Origin of the sequence: Corynebacterium sp. ES2794-CONJ1, from assembly GCF_025660615.1 — a bacterium.
GTDB lineage: Bacteria > Actinomycetota > Actinomycetes > Mycobacteriales > Mycobacteriaceae > Corynebacterium.
The window spans coordinates 64,472-82,917 of sequence record NZ_JAOTIM010000003.1 but is presented as its reverse complement, the minus strand read 5'-3'; the positions used below and the strand labels follow the sequence as shown (position 1 = coordinate 82,917).

Below are 18,446 nucleotides of genomic sequence, written 5' to 3'. Positions count from 1 at the left end.
CCTTAATTGAGTTTCGCCACTGCTTCTCGCAGCGGAATATAGTGATGGTGGACTGCAGTTTTGAAGGCCTCAACATCACGGGCGGCAACGGCTTTGACCATGACGGCATGCGATTCAATGGTGCGTGCGTAGTCCGAAGAGATATCAAGGCTGAGCATGGGCACCGTTCGGTCGTGAATCTGCCAAAGGGCGTCGGAAAGCTCCCGCATAAGTTTATTAGATGTTGGTGCTAGTAGCTGCCGATGAAACAGACGGTCCTCGCGGGTAAAATGGCCGCGGTTTTCGTAGCTCGAACGCATTTGTTCAACCGTGATGAGCATATCCTCGATACTTGCGGAAGTATGCTTGTCAATTAGTTCTGCGGCCAGTGCTGATTCGATAGCCTCCCGCGTGGCAACTACCTCGAGGAGATTTTCCCCAGCGTTACGGGGATCGAGAGTCAAACGCAGAACCATCCCACGTACCAGCGGACTCATGCTCATTTTCGAAATAAAAGTACCCTGGCCACGACGGATGTGGACGATATCGAGTGACTGCAATGTTCGCATAGCCTCGCGGACGGAGCTGCGCGAGCACTCTAGCTCTTCACACAGGGTAGTCTCGGAGGGCAATGCATCCCCCTCACGAAGTCCGTGGGTTCGGATATATTTTTCTATTCCGGCTACTGCCTGCTGGGTAGTACTCACAGCCATGAGAATATATCCTTTCTGCCACGGTATAAGGGGGATGGGGATCCCATCAATTAGTATTCGATAGCCTGACTAAACCACGAGGTAATCGAGGTGGGATGAGTAATGGCGGTGCCCACACAGGCAGCATGGATCGGGCGAGTAAATACTTCTTTGAGCTGACTTATGGTGTGGATGCGGCCTTCGACGATGATGGGTCGAGTGATGTGCTCACATACAGCGTCGATAAGCTCGAAATCTGGTCCCGCGGTTTTTTCTCGATCACCGGTATATCCGGCGAGCGTCGTACCTATGAGATCAGCTCCAGCTTCCTCAGCCCGCAGGGCGTCATCGAGGCTACCGCAGTCAGCCATGATGGCGACTCCAGGGAATTCTTCGTGGATACTACGCACAGCATCGGCGAAAGACTCCCCTCCTAACCGGGGCCGATTGGTGGCATCAATAGCCACAATCGAAGCCCCGGCTAAGGCGCACGCACGAGCGTGAGCAGTAGAAGGGGTGATATACACTCCATCATGTCCGTACTTAATCAAGCCGATCACTGGGACTTCAACTGCTTGGCGCGCAGCTGAGATGTCGACGACACCCTGGACGCGAACCGCAACCGCTCCACCTGCAACTACTGCTTGGCACATTCTGGCAGTGACTTCAGGAGTTCGCAGTGCCTCGCCTGGATAGGCTTGGCAGCTCACAATGAGCCCCTTTGTTTGCTCAATGATGCTGGTGATATCCGTGCTCATTATCGTTTAACCTTCTTCTAGAGAACGCCATGAGCCTTGAGCAGTTCACCAATTCCTTGAACCACTTCCGCACTTTGAGTACGCACAGGAGCTGGCATCGTATTGCTGGTGAAAACGCCTTGGAGCATCAGAGAGGACTTGAAAGAACCTACGCCGGCGCCGTAGCCGTGCAGGTCTTGGGGTACGAAAACAATGCGCATCAGATCCGCAAGTCGATCCTGTTCGGCGCGTACGGTCTCCCAGTCGCCATTTTGGTAGGCGTTCCACTGGCGCACATAAGCTGCTGGATCAACGTTACCCAAACCTGGAACTGCTCCATCAGCCCCGGACAAATAAGCTCCGTCTACGACAACTTCGTGGCCGGTGAGGATGGTCAGAGGGTGGCCAGCGCGTTCGTTATCTTGGACCAAGAAGCGGAATGATACGTCGTCACCTGAGGAATCCTTAACACCAGCGAGAACACCTTCTTGTCCAAGACGTACGAGCAAGGTGTGCGGTAGTTTCGTGTGAACACACACTGGAATATCGTAGGCGAAAAGTGGCAACTCGCAGGCTTCGTGAATGAGGCGGAAGTGACGCTCAATCTCTTCGAGGCCCTGGAGTGCGTAGAAGGGGGCGGTAGCCACAATCGCATCGGCGCCGAGTTCCTGGGCGACCTTGGCATGTTCGATAACACGGTTGGTCTCTGTATCGATGCAGCCCACCAGCACAGGCACCCTGCCCGCGTTGAATTCAACTGCAGCAGCAATGATTTCCCGGCGCCGCGCGTCAGTGGAGAAAACGACTTCGCCTGAGGAACCGAGGACGAAAAGACCATGGCATCCTGCATCAATGAGTCTATCAATTAGACGTTTGAAGCTCTCGCGGTCGAAGGATCCATCTTCGAGTAGTGGGGTAACGAGCGGAGGGATGATGCCATGAAATTTCTTATTCATGATGATGTTAAGGACCTTTCCGAAAAGGAGAAAAAGATGAAGTATCCTCCAGTGCCCCGGAGGAGGAGGTTACGACCTCCGGGGCACACTGAGGGTGAAACTAGTAGAGCTTTTGCGATTCCTGCACCAATGAAGGAACTGCGGAGAGCAGCATCTTGGTGTAGTCATCATGGGCGTTGTTGAAGATATCGGTCGTCGACTGTTCTTCGACTACCGAACCCTTATACATCACCGCGATGCGATCAGAAATAAAGCGGACAGTATTGATGTCGTGGGAGATGAAAACCAAACCAAGTCCGAGGCGTTCCTTCAGATCTACGAGAAGGTTAAGTACCTGTGCACGCACCGAGACATCGAGGGCGGAGGTCGGTTCATCGGCGATGATGACATCAGGTTCTAGAACCAGGGCGCGAGCAATAGCCACGCGCTGGCGCTGGCCACCTGAGATCTGGCGAGGTAACACGTCGAGGGCCGACTGAGGTAGACCCACTAGATCGAGGAGCTCCTTGACGTGGGCAACGCGCGACTCCGGGGTGCCAATGCCGTGGACCTTCATAGGATCAGTTAACGCATCGCGGATGATCATACGAGGGTTGAGGGCGGTTGCGGGATCTTGAAAGACCACCGAAACAGCACGTCCAATTTCCTTGCGCCCTGAAGCATTGAAGTGTGCCGGTTTGCCACGGAAGAGAACCTCTCCCCCGGTAGGCTTCTGCAAGCCCACCATGACACGCGCTGTAGTTGACTTACCGCACCCTGATTCACCCACAATGCCTAGGGTTTTACCCTTAAACACCTTCATGGACACATCATTGACGGCATGAACCTTATCCGGCCGGAAGAGTTTACCAGTACGTGAGGTGTGAACCACGTGGACATTTTTCAGCTCAATAACAGGGACGTCCTGTGGAGAAGTCATGTCAGTGCTCCTTAACTCTTAGCAATCGGACGGTTGTGAGCGTCGAGGTATTCTGGAAGCTCCGCATACCAATGCTCGGGACCAACCTCAACGGGGACGGTACGGGTGTCGATACCCACAGTCGGGTGCGAGGAACGCGGAGCGAAACGATCGCCCGTAACAAATTCGCGAGGCGAAGGCACTGTGCCGGGTACCTGGTGGAGCCTTTCGGCTCCGGATTCGATCGAAAGCACAGCCCCCAGCAGACCCTTGGTGTATTCGTGGGTTGGGCTGGTCATAAGCTCGGCAGTTGGTGCCTGCTCGACGATCTGACCTGCGTACATAACGGTGACGCGATGCGAGACCGAGGCCACAAGGGCGAGGTCGTGCGATACGAAGACCATGGCGAATCCAAGCTTTTGTTGCAGATCGTGGAGCAGGTCAATGACCTGCTTTTGAACCGTCACGTCCAACGCGGTTGTCGGCTCGTCTGCGATGACCAATTTAGGATCGCGAGTGAGCGCCATAGCAATGAGCACACGCTGACGCTGTCCACCGGAGAGCTCATGGGGATAAGACTTCAAGGTGCGGTCAGGATCGAGGCCCACCAATTCAAGAAGGTCTTCAGCGGTTCGCGTTCCGCCGCGCGAGGTCAGTTGCTTCATCTGTGAGGAGATAAGCATCGAGGGGTTGAGGGAGCTCAGAGCATCTTGGTAGATCATGGCAATTTCATGGCCACGCAAGGAGTTGTGCTCCTTGGGATCCATACCGACTAGCTCGTGTCCGTCGAAAAGGATTGAACCAGTAATTTCTGCGGTATCAGGGAGCAGACCCATCACCGCCATAGACGAGATGGACTTGCCGCATCCGGACTCACCCACTAGACCCATAGTTTCACTCGGGCGAACGGAGAAGGAGACATTATCCACAATAGCCACATCACCGTGGGCTGCTGGGAACTTGATGGTGAGGTTCTTGACCTCGAGTAGTGGAGGTTGCGCGCTTTTCTCTGGGCTTAAGATGAGGCGATCATCGCGGGAGATTTCAGAAATGCGCAGCGCATCCAAGCGCTCGCCAAGAGATTCCTTCTGGCGAACATACTCGCTGACGATATACTCATTACGCTTTTCGACTTCATCCTCAGTTGCCCCGATGAACTTGGCATTACCGCGAGCTCGAGGTGCTGCTAACGCATCAGTGAGACCCTCGGAAAGTACATTCAGAGACAAGGTGGTGATCAAGATCATCAGACCTGGGAAGAATGTGGGCCACCAGAATCCTGAAGTCAAAAGTTGCTTACCGTCGGCCAGGATATTACCCCACGATGGAGCAGGTGGCTGAACTCCAGCTTGGATAAATGATAGCGAGGCTTCGAGTACGATCGCATCGGCTACCAGCACCGTCGCGAACACCATAATGGGAGCGATGCAGTTACGGGCAACGTGTTTAAACAGAATCCAGGACGTGCGAGCACCCATGACCTTGGTAGCGGAAACATAATCTTCACCAAACTGTGAGAGTACGTTGGCACGAACGATACGGGAGAGCTGCGGCACATACAGGAAGCCAATGGAAAAGACGATCACGCCGATTGTCTTACCGAGGGAGGCTACGAAAACAGCAACCAAAGCGATGCCGGGGAAGGACATGATGATGTCCAAAATACGCATGAGGATCTCGGAAACTACCTTGCCAGCTGTTGCTGCGATGGAGCCGAGGACCGCGGCGAAGACTAGTGCCATTGCGGTAGATAGGAGGCCAATGGCGAGGGAGTAGCGAGCGCCATAGGCTACACGAGCGAAGACGTCGCGGCCGGAGGCGTCGGTTCCAAACCAGAAGGTGGAATCTGGCGGAACGACTGGGACTAGTGCGCTATTAGCTTGTTCATCGCCAACCACCGAAGGATCGAAGGGAAGCGAGGTGGTGAGAGGATCAAATTTGGTGATCAACGGCGCGAAAATAGCCATGAGAATCACAAGGCCGAGCATACCAACGGCGATTTGCGAGCCTACGGGCAAGCTGGATTTTTTGAATCGCAATCCAGGCGTGCTGAGCTTTTGGGTCATCTTCTTGCGTATCATTAGACGCTCCTAATGCGCGGGTTGACCATCACGTAGAGAAGGTCAACGATGATATTGATGAGGATAAAGGCAATAGACACAGTCAAGGTCACGCCCTGGACAAGGTAGACGTCGTTACGGGTAACACCGTCGAGGATGAGCTGACCCATCGCCTGAATATTAAAGATGATCTCGATGATCACCGCGCCACCCATGAGGTAGCCAACACGCAGACCCAAAACTGTAATTGGGGTGATCAATGCATTACGCAAGACGTTACGGCCGATGACAACAGACTTTGGAATGCCGGCTCCGATAGCGGTACGGACATAATCCCTATCGAGCTCTTCAACCATGGCAGTACGCACCACACGGGTCAAGGAACCTGCAACAGGAACAGCCAAAGCGAAGGCGGGCAGGAAGATATTGTTGATATAGCGACCAGGATCTTCAGTAAATGGGACCCACTCTGAGATCAACGCTGGGAACCAACCAGTTCCTGAAGGCACGGTACCGAAGGCCTGAATGAGCAAGATTGCCAGCCAGAACGAAGGAGTTGCCAATGCTGCGATAGAGAGGATACGGATGAGCTGATCAGGCCAGCTATCACGGTACAGGGCAGCGATAACGCCCAAGCTGAAGGAGATGATGACAGCAATGAAAAGGCCGATGAACGTTAATTGCAACGTAATTGGGAAAGCATAAGCGACGAGGTCGGTTACCGAGGTATTACCCTTGGAGGTTCCAAGATCTAGCCGCAAAAGTCCAAGAAGGAATTGTCCGTAGCGAACGAACAAGGGAAGGTTGAGACCGTTTTGCTCACGATAGGCCTCGAGGGCTTCTTCGGAAGCTGCTTCGCCAAGGGCTAGGCGCGCAGGGTCGGAGGGTGAGAAAGACATGACGAAGAAGACCAAAAAGGTAACGCCCAAAATCATGATGGGCAGCGCAACTAGCCTTCGTCCGATCAGTCGGATGAGATTCGACACAGTGGGACTGCTCCTTTCGTAAGAAATGAAGCTTAAGTAGTTTTTGTGGGGACAGGTATTTCAGTATTTAAGGAAGCTGCGTGCTTGCGATGACTGGGCAGTTTCCCCAAGATTTATGCGGGCACGACAAATAACGATGCCAGTGCGCATCACGGTTAAAGTTTGATTGTGCTCAATAATTTTTGGCCGAACACGAGCCAATTTCGACTAAGGGGCGGGTATTGGCAGGAGCCAAGCCCGCCCCGTTGTCGCTTATCTTCTACAAGATATTACTTCAGTCCCACATCGACGAAGGAGAGACCGGTGAGCGAGATCGGCTCGAAACCATCAAGTGCATCGTCGTTCCAAGCGGATGGGCTCTTGCGGTGGAAGAGCGGATACAGAGGTACCTCTTCGGAGAGGAGATCGAAGGTCTGGTGCCACAGATCCATTTGCTCGTCACCGGAAGACTGGGATGCCTTCTCAAGCAGCTCTTGAACCTTGTTGTAGGAGTCGGTGCCCTTCCAGTGCATACGACCATCGGTCCAGGTGTCACCTGCGTACCACCAGCGCATAAGAAGGTCGGCGTCAGCACCGAAGACGGAAGGATCACCAGGGGCGATCACAATATCCCACGTGTCATCAGATGCGATTTGGGTATAGAGATCCGAAGACTTCAACTCGGTGAACTCTACGCTTATACCAGCAGCCTCAAGCGATTCCTTGATGATTGGGGTGCAGCCCTTGACCCAGTCATGGTTGGTTACCAGCATCCGGACAGACTTCAGGCCAGTCTCGGCGAAGTGCTCGGTAGCCTTGGCAGCATCGAGGCTGTACACCATCGAAGCTTCCTTGTAGGCTGCGTGGTTTTCCTGGACGAAAGACTTAGCCGGCGACGCTTGGTTGGCCATGCCTGTCTGAATAACCTTGTCGATATCGATGGCATAAAGCACACCACGACGATTCTTGAGGTCCTTCATGGCAGAATTTTCACCATTGTTGAACATGATGAACAGCAAGCCGAAACCTTGAACAGACTCGACACTCGACGAGGCCTGAACCTGGGTGAGTGAGAGGTAGGGAACCGAATCGATAGCCATAACCGACTTGGATTCCATAGCGTTGGTACGAGTTGCTGCGTCTGGAAGAATCTTCCATGTCATCTTGGCAGCCTTGGCTGGCTTAGGACCGGTGTAATCCTCGAACTTTGTAAAGACAACCTGCGAAGATGCAGCACCGTTGTCGGTCATCTTCCACGGGCCGGTTCCTACAGGGTTAGCATCGAATGCTGCACTATCAGCCTCTACGCTTGCCTTCGGTACGATCTTCACTACCGATAGACGTTCCTTCACAAGGGTGAAGGGGTACTTCATCGTAAACATCACGGTGGTGGCGTCTTTAGCCTCGACCTTCTCAATGAATGGGATGAAGGATGCGTAGAGCGAATTATTTGACTCGTCCAATACGCGCTCGAAGGAGAACACGACATCCTCCGTGGTGACTGGCTCCCCATTGTGGAAAACTGCACCGTCGCGCAAAGTCACTTCAGCGGACTTTCCGTCCTCGCTTACTTTGGGGTCACCGTCAGCGAGCGCTGCGTAAACAGTGCGGTCTGGGGTGGGAGTGATCTCGTAGAGACCCTCCAGGGTATGCCAGTTCGCAGCAATCGTCAGTGCTGACGTTGTGGTCATTGGGTCATAGCCGTTGGTGCCCAGCTCATAGGAGATACCAGCGGTAATCTCATCTTTGCTCATAGCACCGCCGGATCCGGATCCGGATCCACTAGTGTTCCCATCTGACTTATCGTCAGAGCCACAGGCGCTAACGGTGGTAGCAATACCAGCGGCAGCGGCCATAACGCCTGCTGCCTTTAAAAAACCACGACGGTTCATACCTTCAGCGGTATTTGTCATGTTTCAACCTCCATTGAGTTGACTTGTCGGACGTCTGATGCCTCGACTTTGAGTGTACTAAACAATTACACCCATAACAACGGGCTACCGTCACTATTTCGCCTTAATGTAAGGTAGATAACATCTGACCGGGGCAAAAGCCGAGAATAGCGCCGTTATCTGCAGAAATCCTGACATAGGCAGTACAGAAAATCCACCCCCATCAACACCCCCTATTTTCGGCAGTAATGCCTGGGCAATCCGTCATATTCACTCGAAAGATTACTCATCACAAAAAAGGACCTCGCCACCTCACACAAATAAGGTGGCGAGACTCAGGTAATAAGAAGGAGAAGACTATCGCAAGCCCATTCTGGATGTGCACGCGGGCCACGCCCCCCAGCCCTGAACCGCCTGCACTTTTTGGGCTATCTCAATCTGTTGCTCTCGAGTTGCCAGATATGCCATGGGAGCATACTGCGCCCCGCCAAAACCCAGCCAGGTAGAATGAGCGAACTGCAGCCCTCCAGAGAACCCATTCCCGGTGTTAATAGACCAATTCCCTCCGGCTTCGCACTGTGCCAACTTATCCCACACCGATCCAGAACTGACCGCGGGCACGGAGATGACAGGCTTGGTTCCGCGTGCAATGGTTGCGGGAATTGCAGTATGGATAATCTCCTCAGATTGGATCTCTTGCGCGGTTTGCACCCCGTCGATGAGTGTAATAATTGAGCTCACCCGCTTGTGTCCAGGTGTACCGGGCTGGAGCACCTGTTCCACCCCTTTATCGAGGTGGGGATCCTCAAAATAGGCTGCAGGAGCGTCATATTCAATAACTTCTTCGACGTCCTGCTCTATCACACGGTTGATAACGATGTGGGTATTATGCGCTATCTGCTCTTTCAGATCTGGTGTCACGCGATCTAAAGCACTCAATGTTATACCTCGAGCTTTGAGCACATCAGCCACAGTAGGTTCTGCAATGGAGATATATGAAGTCCGACCCCCATCGGACAGCGTGATTATTTTTGGTGTTACCACGTTGATTTCACGTGGCCCCTCCGCCAATCTGGTGTAAACAGGCTGACTTAAACCCAAAGCCCGGGCTGCACTGGACACTGAATCAATTTGTGAGACTAATTCCCCGACGGTATTTGCATTAGTTTTGACCGTTTCGCGCTTGCCATCGATAACCAGATCGACTTGTTTCGAGGTACGCACTGAGATTACTTGATTGTGTTGAATCTTCTGATCGGGGGCGGGAGCGACGATATCGTCAGCGTCGACGGTAATCCCCGCTTTCTCCAACGCGCCAGCCACATCACTAGCCGTTGTGAGTAACTCTACGTTCTCCCCGTCGAGGTTTATCACCACGTCTTTTGCTTGGGCTACCATCGCTCCGCCACTCATCAGACAAGCCGCGGCGGTGCCACCGGCTGCACAACGGATGGCGATACGACGCGATGATCCTGGAGTTAAATCCTTGCGATGATGTCCCATAATCCCTTTCTCAACGTTCTGCCACCCTGCGTGACGAGTTTCCAACCCCCTCAGTGAGATTCGAGGGTTTGATTACATTATGATAACAGAACCACAACTACAGGCGGTAGAACTGGGAAAACGCGTTTGCCCCATGCGTGTACAGTCGTCACACCCGCCACTCAAATTGTTCCCAATGTTTCATCGAGTCCATAGGCGCGATGGAAATTTCGGTAGATTTGATAAGCACATTCTTCCAGCTCCATCCCGCGACTGTGCGCAATCACAGCCGCAGTATGGCCGATTAATGCCGGCTCATTTTTAACTCCGCGATAGGGCTCGGGCGTCATATACGGAGCATCAGTTTCCACCAAAATTTGATCAATCGGAGCCAGCGCAGCAGCCTGTCGTAGATGATCGTTGCGCTTGAAAGTCAGGTTGCCAGCGAAGCTCAATATATAGCCCCTGTCGATCGCCTCGAGCGCAACCTCCACGGGTGAAGAGAAGCAATGCAGGATAACTTCGCGTGGTCGAGGAGCATCCGCGAGAATTCGCAGTAAATCCGCATCAGCCTCGCGGTTATGTATCATGAGGGCCTTATTCGTTTTCACCGCCAAATCGATATGCCAGCGAAAGGCCTCTTCCTGAATATCTAGCGAAGCCGTCGACTCAGGAGCATGTGTAATCCAATAAGTATCAAGCCCTGTTTCTCCTACGGCGACACACCGCTCGTCCCCGGCCATACGAGTAAGCTGGTCGCGTGCCACCTCGTCGAGTTCACCTGCTCGTGTAGGATGTATCGCTACCGCAGCAAAAATACGAGGATTCACCTGCGCCGCCGTGAGAGCTAAGACGGCCTCGTCAAGGCCATCACCGACGGTACACAGTTTCTCCACCCCCGAAGCTAAGGCACGGTCGACTAAGGCTTTGATCTCACTGGTATTGCGAGCTCCACAACTAGCCAGGTGCGTGTGAGCATCGACAAGCAAAGGGATTCTAGGGTACGGTTGCGCGAGAGGGCGCGGCTTCTTCTTCCCCATGCTATTGCACCGGTGCCCAACTCGGGCCCTCCGTGGCGAGCTTAGGGTCTAATTTTGCAATCAGCGGGCGCGGCTTCGACAAGGGCGTACCGGCGACCATGTCGATGCGCTGCCAACAAGCCTGCTCGCTCGCATAATCCCCCATGATTACCGGATATGTAGAACTGGGGTCAGGTAAACCCACTCCGACCAGCTCAACCGGAATATCGTCGCTAACCTCAACGATCTCAGGCTGTGCTGCCCATATTCCCGAGCGTCCCAAAGTCTCGTGAACAGCTTGAGCGAGATGCGGCAAATATGGAGTGAGCATCACATTGATATCTGAAACCAGCTGCAAGGCTACCCACAAGACAGTGCCTAAGCGTTCACGCTGGGATTCATCTTTGGCAAGCTTCCACGGTTCCATCTCCGCAATATAAGCATTCGCCTCACCCACGATGTGCATAATATGAGAAATGCCTTGCTTAAATCGCGATTGGGCCAAATGTTCAGAAACTCGGTCGAAGGCTTCGGTAGCCGCCTGCAGAATGTCCATATCAGCCGGTAGAAGCTCACGACAGGGAGGAACCTCCCCGAAGTTCTTATGCGCCATAGAGACTGTACGGTTGATGAGATTGCCCCAGCCATTCGCCAACTCATTATTGATGCGTCGGACGAATTCATCCCAGGTAAAATCTGTGTCGTTGTTTTCCGGACCGGCGACCGCGATGAAATAACGTAAGGCATCCGGGCCAAATTCCCTGAGGAAATCCTTGACGTAGATGACAACGCCCTTCGACGAGGAGAACTTCGAGCCTGACATGGTCAGAAACTCCGATGAAACCACCTCGGTCGGTAAATTGAGGTGTCCATAGTGATGCTCCTGACCACCTTTGGCACCGGATCCTTGGTACCCCAAGAGCTCAGCAGGCCAGATCTGGGAGTGGAAGGTGATATTGTCCTTACCCATGAAGTAGTAGGAAAGAGCCTGTGGATTAGTCCACCACTTCTGCCAAGCGTCTTTATCGCCCGAGCGATAGGCCCACTCCAGGGATGCGGATAGGTAGCCTATAACAGCATCAAACCATACATACAATTTTTTTGTTGGCTTATTCTCCCAGCCCTCGACGGGAATTGGAACTCCCCAATCGATATCTCGACTCATGGCCCGCGGGCGCAAATCACCTAAGAGGTTGAGCGAGAATTTCAGCACATTAGGACGCCAATCCTTGCGACTATGAAGCCACTGCTCTAAAGACTCAGCAAGCGCCGGAAGATCAAGAAGGAAGTGCTCAGTCTCAATAAATTGAGGAACCTCACCGTTTATCTTCGATATCGGGTTGATGAGTTCCGCCGGATCTAGTTGATTGCCGCAGTTATCACACTGATCTCCACGGGCACCCTCCGAGTGGCAAATCGGACATTCACCCTCGATATACCGATCAGGCAAGGTGCGCCCTGTCGATGGCGACACCGCCCCGAAAGTTGTTTGTTTAATCATATAACCGTTGTCATACAGGCCCTTAAACAGTTCCTGTACCACCGCATAGTGGTTGCGGGTGGTTGTACGGGTAAAGAGATCATAACTTAGACCCAAACCGGTAAGATCCTCAACGATCTGACGATTATATCGATCAGCCAGCTCCTTGACATGGACGCCCTCCTTGTCAGCCTGCACTAATAGGGGAGTTCCGTGCTCATCGGTCCCCGACACCATCAGCACATTATTCCCTGCCATTCGTTGAAAACGAGCGAATACATCCGAGGGGACACCGAAACCCGCAACATGGCCAATATGTCGCGGACCGTTGGCATAGGGCCAAGCAACTGCTACCAGCAAATTATTCATGGTTTAGAACTTTATCACGAGCAACCAAAGCGCTCTCGAAGATATCATTCGCACGCAAAGAGTACGTGCGGGCCAGGTCCTTGCAGACCGATTTAAGCCGCTCCCCAGCCGCTGCCCTCTCTACAGCTTCGGCAATAATATCGTCAATATCGACATCCCTCGCCCCCAAATTTCCCTCGATCACGCAGGTGATCTCGCCACGTACCCCAGACTGTGCCCACTGCAGAACTTCAAGAAGACTCCCCCTCTTAACTTCCTCAAATGTTTTAGTCAATTCGCGCACCACGGCGACACGCCTCTGCGGACCTAAAACATCGAGAGCATCCGAGAGCGTATCGACAATTCGATGGGGCGATTCAAAGAAACACACGGCCCGTTCTTCGTTCTTCAGAGACTCTAACCACGACAGTCGGGCTCCTTTTTTTCGTGGCGCGAATCCATCAAAGGCGAATTTTCCCACATGCAGCCCGGATAAGGCTAAAGCTACGGGCACGGCAGATGGACCAGGGAAGCAAGTGATGGGAATACCCTGCTCATGAGCAGCCTCAACAAGAGGAAATCCAGGATCCGACACGATAGGCATTCCTGCATCGGTCACCACAACAACTCTTCCATCACGTGCCAGTTCAATGAGTGTAGCCACGCGCGAGCGTTCATTATGGTCGAAATTAGAGATGATCTTCCCCTTCACCTCAATTCCTAAAGCCTGCGCCAACGCCTTTGTACGGCGGGTATCTTCGGCGGCAATATAATCAGCCTCACTCAAAGCTTGGCGCAACCGCTCGGAAGCATCTCCGATATTGCCCAGTGGCGTCGCTGCGAGGATGAGCCCGCGTGGCAGAGGTGGTAGGTCGACGGTCATCTTCTTAATAACTCCTTAGAAGGCAGCGGCTTAACTAGCACCCCCTAATCTACCCTTATAGGACTATACAAAAGCGCCGCCAGTAAAAAACTGGCGGCGCTAGGTCAAGCTCTAGTGATCCTGCAACCTATGTGGCGACTGCTGATCGGAATCTCCTAAAGTTTCCGGGTGCTCACGTGAATTCTCAGATTCAATCTGATGAGACTCTGTGGTGCTCTCATCGGCCCCGTCAAGGCTCTCGTGTTCACGACGTTCTTCTTCAGCGATTTCCTCTTCGATCTCTTCCTCAACTTCAACGCGAATAGATTCCACGAATTCCTCGCGCTCTAGGTTCGACTCTTCAACATACCGATTTAACATACGCTGTTGTTTGGAGCTAAAGCGTAGGCGCGGATCGAGTTTACGCCGTAGCAATTCTCTGATGCGGTCGCGGCGTGTGGACTCCTCACGGATGGTAGTTAAGCTCTTTATCCATGCAAGGGTAATCACCGTAAAGAGTATCACTCCGATATAGCCCAGGATTGGGTATACCGTGGCAACCAATGTTTTAAAGCCTAGGAAGCTGGCACCAAATCCGATGAGGCAGGAAGCCACGAATACCAGGTAGAAACGCTGTGGAGATTTGGACGTTAGGCGCTTGGCAAAGGCGTAGAACATACCGACCGCAGTATTGAAGATCATGCCGATGATCACGATACTCATTAAAAGACCCAAGTTCGGATGAATGCCGTCGACAATGCGCAGCATAGGAACATCGTCTTGGGCCACCACATCAACGCTGCGGTAGAGTGCCAATGCGGTTAGTGTGAGCATGAGTCCAAAGACAATGCCACCGATGAGGCCGCCGATACCAGCAGCTTTTGGATCAGTATTATTTCCGCCGATGATGATTGCCATCGAGGCACCCACCATCAGATTCAGTCCTACGTAGTTCATGGAGGAAATAAACCAGTGCGGAGTAGCGGGCTCAATCAAGCGCACGCCAGCCTCAATAGCCTCTGGTGAGGAGGACGCATGGGTTAAGGCCCACACGGCCGCCAGCCCAATAAAGGCAACGATAAAGGGAGTTACGGCGCCGATAACGCCAGTGATCTTATCAACGTCGAGTAGACCTGCGATGAGCACCACAACCAGCAGTCCGATCGCGCCTACCCAAATTGGCCAACCAAATTGCTGATTCAAGTTGGAACCAGCGCCGGCAAACATAACCATACCGGTACAGAACAGGGTCACGAGGACACCTGCATCGAGCATTTTGCCAACGATGGGGTGAGAGATCCGATGGATCACGGCCCCGTGGTCGTCGGCTAGAAAATAGGAGCCGAGTTGGATGGCAGCCATGCCCGAAAGCATAACCACGACACTGGATATGACTGCCGCAAGGATGCCCATCGAGCCAAAGCCTACAAAGTACTGCAGCACTTCCTGGCCAGTAGCGAACCCAGCTCCTACGATGACGCCGATGAATGCTAGAGCTATCGACGCAACGCGCTTAAACATGTGGAGTTTTCTCTTTCTTGTGGTGCCTGTCGAGACGGCGCTTAGCCTTATTCTTCTCCCGTCGAACGTGCTCTAAGTGGATGCGTCGTTCGCGGGCCAACCGGGATTGGAAGCGCTGTTGCTCACGATAGTCGAGGTAAATCGCATCGTTGCGAAGATCCTTCAAGAGAGCAAACATGAGCATAACAATAACAAGGAGGAAAGGCGAAGCGGCGATGATAGTTAAATTCTGCAAGTTTGATAGCACATCCGCTCCACCGGTGACCAACATCGTCATACCGATGAGAGCTACAAGAACACCCCAACCCGCAGAGACGAAGCGATTAGCGTCACTCTTACCATTTTGACTCATTGACCCCATCACCGTCGAGGCAGAATCTGCCGAGGTAATAAAGAAGGTAGCAAGCAGGATGAGGGCGATAATGCCAACAATATGCCCACCTGGCATCGTGTGGAGCAGATCAAAGAGCTGGTATTCTGCTTTGCCTTCACCATAGATCGAGCGACCTTCTTGCTCGAGGTGAATAGCGGTCCCACCAAAGATAGCGAACCATACTACGGACACGGCAGATGGTACCAGTAGCACTCCCATAATGAACTCGCGCACCGTGCGTCCGCGCGAAATGCGAGCCAGGAACATGCCAACAAAAGGTGACCAGGAAATCCACCAAGCCCAATAGAAGATCGTCCAGCCACCCAACCACTCGCCGGCAGAACCATTAGCGGACTCAGCAGTACGACCGATCATTTGGAAGAAGTTGGACAGGTAGGCACCTAGGGCACCAGGAATGAGGTTGAGGATGGTTACGGTAGGTCCCACGACGAACACAAAGAGTGCAACGAGCGAGGCGAGGACCATATTAGCGTTGGAAATATACTGGATGCCCTTGCCCACGCCCGACATAGCGGACACTAAGAACGCTAGAGTGAGCACAGAGACGATACCAATAAGCGTGGACATCCGTGGTTCCTCGACGATTCCCGCAGCGGTGAGACCAGCACGGATCTGAGTCGCTCCAATACCAAGGGAGCACGCAGTACCGAAAATGGTGGCTATGATTGCGAGGATATCCACCACGCGCCCTGGCCATCCTCGCGCCCCTTTTTCACCAAATAATGGGATGAAGGATGCGCTTAGCAGCTGGCGTCGCCCTAAACGGAAGGTCGAATATGCAATAGCAAGGCCAAAAATTCCGTAGATAGCCCACGGGTGCAATGTCCAGTGCAGGAGCGTGGTTGCCATAGCCTGAGCCACGTTATTCGGGGCATAATTTGGCACTCCGTTGAGGTAGTGAGTCAACGGTTCCGATGCACCGTAGAACATCAGACCGATTCCCATGCCGGCAGCAAACATCATGGCGATCCAGCTGGCGGTGGAGAATTCGGGGGCTTCATCATCGCGGCCCAGTTTTATGGAACCAAATTTACTGAGCGCCACAACAATAGCGAATACCAATATGACGGTGGTGCCCAAAATGAAGGCCCAACCGAAGGTATCGATGACATAGCCAAGGGCCGTGCCGGCAAAGCCTGAGAATGAATCCGGAAGAAGGAGACCCCAAGCCACGACGGCTAAAACCGCGACGACTGCTGGTATGGTGACCAGCCAATCTACCTTGGCATCCTCATCTTCACCCTGAAGAATAATCTCTTCCTCGTCACCGTAGGCCTGCTCCTCGATTGTCGATCTACTCGAGAGCATGGCAGCAAGCTCATGCGTTGCAGTAGGTGCTGCTGCATCCTCCTGCGCGGTCGTCAAAGCGACACCGCTAGCCTCTGCAGGCTGAGATTCATTAGATTTTTCCATAAAGCTACCGTGCTCCATATGCAGCGATAATGCAACAAAGGCGCCCAAAATTGACAGCTCCGGCGCTCCAAATTGATCAATGTAACCATTTCGTTACCAACGCTATGCGCAGGCACGATAATACAATGCCTGACCGAAGGTCACAATAGGGTAACGATTAGGGCCATCAGCCACGCTATCCAGCTCCGGCGAGTTTCTCAATATCTTTCCACTCGAGACCGCTCTACCTCTAATATTAAAACAGTGAACCTCGTCAAGAAGCCACCTAACCACGAATACCCACGCCATATCTGGACCCTCGGGGATACTCTCTCCACGATGGTCGTTTTCATCTGCGCGGCACTCTTGCGTTTCGTCAATCTCGGCTCCCTCAGCGACCAAGAAACCCCAGTATTTGACGAAAAGCATTATGTGCCCCAGGCCTGGGATATGGTGGAGACGTGGATGAACCCGATCCTTGGAGGCATCGAATCAAATCCGGGCTACGGCCTCGTTGTCCATCCACCATTAGGGAAACAGCTTATCGCCCTTGGCGAAATGCTCTACGGTTACACGCCCTTCGGGTGGCGGGCGGTGGGCGCGCTGCTCGGCGCACTGACGATCACCCTTATCATGGCTATAACTAGGCAGCTCACCCGCTCAACCGGCCTAGCGACTACAGCGGGAGTGATAGCGCTAAGCGACGGCTTCCTTCTGGTAATCAGTCGATTCGCTCTTCTTGACGTCTTTCAAACTTTTTTTATTACTGCGGCCTCGTGGGCTATTATCAGAGATTGGCTGCAGGTATCTGCCCGCTATGAGGATCGCCACGAATCACTCTACGGGCCTCCCATCGGATTTCGCTGGTGGCGTTTTGCCTGTGGAGTTTTTCTCGGACTAGCGCTGTCCGTAAAATGGTCAGGTCTGTATTATATGGCTTTCTTTGGCATCCTCTCGGTTATTCTCGATTACCGAACTCGCGCCCGCTCCGGTACGTTATCACCGTTTGTAGGAACACTTATGCGTGATAGCTGGCGCGCTTTTACCCACCTGGTTATCCTCCCTGTTGCGCTCTATATCTGGAGCTGGCGAGCTTGGTTCGCTAGCGAGACGTCGATCTATCACCATGTTGCTAGCGACGGCACTTTAGGAGATGATTCTTTTATCAAGCTTCTCCCCGAGGGACTTGCAGGTTGGACTTATTATCACTCAGAAGTGCTGAAATTTCATGCCTCGCTAACCACCTCCGCCGGCCACCAGCACCCCTTTGAATCCAAGCCATGGGAATGGCTGGTCGGGATTAAGCCCATTCTCTACTTCTCACAAACGGATATTCCTTGCGGACCAACCGCGTGCCGCCGCATGCTCTACCTCTTTGGCACTCCCGCTCTGTGGTGGCTCGTCATACCGGTTATTATTGCCGCCTTGTGGCTTGTCCTGATCAAAAAGGATTGGGTACTTGTTATCCCCTTATGGACGTTTGCGGCTGGCTTCATTCCCTGGTTGATCGGTTACGACCGCCAGATGTACTTCTTCTACGCGGCTCCTCTGATCCCGATGGTTATTGTGATGCTCACCTACCTATTAGGGAAAATAATCCACAGGAGACCCCGAGGGGGAACGGTTATTGTTAGTATCTACCTCGGCATCCTTATTGCACAGTTCTTCTACTTCATGCCTCTCTTCTTTGGCTTCATTCTGCCCGATTCAGCCTATGACGCGCTAGCGTGGATCCCTGCGTGGCGATAGCAAAAATCGTAGAGCCAAAG

At 53.0% G+C, this 18,446-nt stretch carries 14 protein-coding genes; 1 reads left to right on the top strand and 13 read right to left on the bottom strand.

The genetic code is table 11. From position 1 onward, the window contains the following. Positions 1 to 2: 2 nt before the first annotated feature. The 13 genes from N7326_RS04575 to N7326_RS04510 all read right to left on the bottom strand — a co-directional run bounded on the left by N7326_RS04575 (position 3) and on the right by N7326_RS04510 (position 16,593). Entirely contained in the window at positions 3 to 692 is a 690-nt protein-coding gene (locus tag N7326_RS04575; protein ID WP_259078308.1) for a FadR/GntR family transcriptional regulator, read from the bottom strand. 50 nt (positions 693 to 742) lie between these two features. Continuing rightward, positions 743 to 1,429 (bottom strand): N-acetylmannosamine-6-phosphate 2-epimerase, encoded by a 687-nt coding sequence (locus N7326_RS04570; protein ID WP_259078310.1) that lies wholly within the window; start codon positions 1,427 to 1,429, stop codon positions 743 to 745. A 17-nt stretch (positions 1,430 to 1,446) separates the two neighbouring features. Next, positions 1,447 to 2,364: a dihydrodipicolinate synthase family protein gene (locus N7326_RS04565; protein ID WP_259078311.1), complete on the bottom strand. Its 918-nt coding sequence runs from the start codon at positions 2,362 to 2,364 to the stop codon at positions 1,447 to 1,449. Positions 2,365 to 2,464: 100 nt separating this feature from the next. Next, positions 2,465 to 3,283 (bottom strand): ABC transporter ATP-binding protein, encoded by an 819-nt coding sequence (locus N7326_RS04560; RefSeq protein WP_259078313.1) that lies wholly within the window; start codon positions 3,281 to 3,283, stop codon positions 2,465 to 2,467. An 11-nt stretch (positions 3,284 to 3,294) separates the two neighbouring features. After that, a complete protein-coding gene (locus N7326_RS04555; RefSeq protein ID WP_259078452.1) occupies positions 3,295 to 5,340 on the bottom strand; it encodes a dipeptide/oligopeptide/nickel ABC transporter permease/ATP-binding protein in 2,046 nt (681 codons plus the stop codon). A 2-nt stretch (positions 5,341 to 5,342) separates the two neighbouring features. Next, the gene (locus N7326_RS04550) at positions 5,343 to 6,308 is read right to left on the bottom strand and encodes an ABC transporter permease (protein ID WP_259078315.1); all 966 of its coding nucleotides are present in this window, start codon (positions 6,306 to 6,308) and stop codon (positions 5,343 to 5,345) included. Between the two features lie 269 nt (positions 6,309 to 6,577). Then, the gene (locus tag N7326_RS04545; RefSeq protein ID WP_396124742.1) at positions 6,578 to 8,200 is read right to left on the bottom strand and encodes an ABC transporter substrate-binding protein; all 1,623 of its coding nucleotides are present in this window, start codon (positions 8,198 to 8,200) and stop codon (positions 6,578 to 6,580) included. 336 nt (positions 8,201 to 8,536) lie between these two features. Beyond that, positions 8,537 to 9,682 carry a transglycosylase family protein gene (locus N7326_RS04535; protein WP_310470326.1) on the bottom strand — a complete coding sequence of 382 codons (1,146 nt, stop codon included), beginning with the start codon at positions 9,680 to 9,682 and terminating at the stop codon, positions 8,537 to 8,539. Positions 9,683 to 9,843: 161 nt separating this feature from the next. Continuing rightward, the gene (locus N7326_RS04530; protein ID WP_263088243.1) at positions 9,844 to 10,701 is read right to left on the bottom strand and encodes a TatD family hydrolase; all 858 of its coding nucleotides are present in this window, start codon (positions 10,699 to 10,701) and stop codon (positions 9,844 to 9,846) included. A gap of 1 nt (position 10,702) precedes the next feature. Continuing rightward, positions 10,703 to 12,529 (bottom strand): methionine--tRNA ligase, encoded by a 1,827-nt coding sequence (gene metG, locus N7326_RS04525; protein WP_263088242.1) that lies wholly within the window; start codon positions 12,527 to 12,529, stop codon positions 10,703 to 10,705. After that, positions 12,522 to 13,391: a 16S rRNA (cytidine(1402)-2'-O)-methyltransferase gene (gene rsmI, locus N7326_RS04520; RefSeq protein ID WP_259158242.1), complete on the bottom strand. Its 870-nt coding sequence runs from the start codon at positions 13,389 to 13,391 to the stop codon at positions 12,522 to 12,524. The genes metG and rsmI overlap by 8 nt, the downstream gene beginning before the upstream one ends. 111 nt (positions 13,392 to 13,502) lie before the next feature. Beyond that, positions 13,503 to 14,891, bottom strand: a complete 1,389-nt coding sequence (locus N7326_RS04515) for a YkvI family membrane protein (protein WP_259078323.1) — start codon at positions 14,889 to 14,891, stop codon at positions 13,503 to 13,505. After that, positions 14,884 to 16,593, bottom strand: coding sequence for a BCCT family transporter (locus N7326_RS04510; protein ID WP_259158365.1), 1,710 nt, complete (start codon positions 16,591 to 16,593; stop codon positions 14,884 to 14,886). The genes N7326_RS04515 and N7326_RS04510 overlap by 8 nt, the downstream gene beginning before the upstream one ends. Before the next feature lie 282 nt (positions 16,594 to 16,875). Here N7326_RS04510 and N7326_RS04505 point away from each other — a divergent pair, with 282 nt between their 5' ends. Then, positions 16,876 to 18,426 carry a dolichyl-phosphate-mannose--protein mannosyltransferase gene (locus N7326_RS04505; protein ID WP_411512292.1) on the top strand — a complete coding sequence of 517 codons (1,551 nt, stop codon included), beginning with the start codon at positions 16,876 to 16,878 and terminating at the stop codon, positions 18,424 to 18,426. Positions 18,427 to 18,446: the final 20 nt, after the last annotated feature.

Bases quoted from the DNA above. Each gene is read 5' to 3' on its own strand.
- N7326_RS04570 (WP_259078310.1), bottom strand. From the start codon at position 1,429: ATGAGCACGGATATCACCAGCATCATTGAGCAAACAAAGGGGCTCATT.
- N7326_RS04510 (WP_259158365.1), bottom strand. From the start codon at position 16,593: ATGCTCTCGAGTAGATCGACAATCGAGGAGCAGGCCTACGGTGACGAG.
- rsmI (WP_259158242.1), bottom strand. From the start codon at position 13,391: ATGACCGTCGACCTACCACCTCTGCCACGCGGGCTCATCCTCGCAGCG.
- metG (WP_263088242.1), bottom strand. From the start codon at position 12,529: ATGAATAATTTGCTGGTAGCAGTTGCTTGGCCCTATGCCAACGGTCCG.
- N7326_RS04575 (WP_259078308.1), bottom strand. From the start codon at position 692: ATGGCTGTGAGTACTACCCAGCAGGCAGTAGCCGGAATAGAAAAATAT.
- N7326_RS04515 (WP_259078323.1), bottom strand. From the start codon at position 14,891: ATGTTTAAGCGCGTTGCGTCGATAGCTCTAGCATTCATCGGCGTCATC.
- N7326_RS04565 (WP_259078311.1), bottom strand. From the start codon at position 2,364: ATGAATAAGAAATTTCATGGCATCATCCCTCCGCTCGTTACCCCACTA.
- N7326_RS04535 (WP_310470326.1), bottom strand. From the start codon at position 9,682: ATGGGACATCATCGCAAGGATTTAACTCCAGGATCATCGCGTCGTATC.
- N7326_RS04560 (WP_259078313.1), bottom strand. From the start codon at position 3,283: ATGACTTCTCCACAGGACGTCCCTGTTATTGAGCTGAAAAATGTCCAC.
- N7326_RS04545 (WP_396124742.1), bottom strand. From the start codon at position 8,200: ATGACAAATACCGCTGAAGGTATGAACCGTCGTGGTTTTTTAAAGGCA.
- N7326_RS04530 (WP_263088243.1), bottom strand. From the start codon at position 10,701: ATGGGGAAGAAGAAGCCGCGCCCTCTCGCGCAACCGTACCCTAGAATC.